Source organism: Arcobacter sp., assembly GCF_050300555.1.
Classification (GTDB): Bacteria; Campylobacterota; Campylobacteria; order Campylobacterales; family Arcobacteraceae; genus Arcobacter.
In genome coordinates this window covers 1-567 of record NZ_JBNKXY010000304.1, presented here as the reverse complement: position 1 = coordinate 567, position 567 = coordinate 1, and the positions used below count along the sequence as shown (strand labels likewise).

General features: G+C 32.5%; 1 pseudogene. It reads right to left on the bottom strand.

Annotation, left to right across the window (positions count from 1 at the left end):
- Positions 1-567 (bottom strand): annotated as a pseudogene (locus tag ACQY5W_RS13440) (nitrite/sulfite reductase); the annotation flags it as partial.

The window sequence follows — 567 nt, the reverse complement described above, 5'->3', positions numbered from 1 at the left end:
CACATTTGTTAATGGTATAACTTGAGAAGGTGTTACATATCCAATATGAACTGCAGCCTTTCTGTTTGAAGCTAATCCTCCACCAACACTTACAGCATATTGAATTCTTCCGTTTGATTGTTTAACTGCATTGAAACTTAAGTCTTGCATTTCATGGTGCATACAGTTTTTAGAACAACCATTAACTCCAACTTTGTATTTTCTTGGAAGGTTTGAAAATGCTTTATTACCTTTAAAAAGTTCATTTAATTTTTCAACTGAATCTCTTACATCAGCAATTTCATCGTGGTCAATTCCATTAATTGGACATGATACTACATTTCTAGGTACATCTCCTGCTGCAAAAATACTTGACAATCCAACTGTGTCAAGAAGTCTAAAGATTTCAGGTAAATCAACAACTTTTATGTAATGAAATTGAATATCTTGTCTAGTTGTAAAATCAGCAGTTCCTCTTGAATATTTTTCACTTATTTGGGAAACTATTTTTAGTTGAGGAAGTGTTAATTCTCCCCCTTGAAGTTTAACCCTAAGCATAAAATATAAAGTTGGATCATCTTCAGCTTG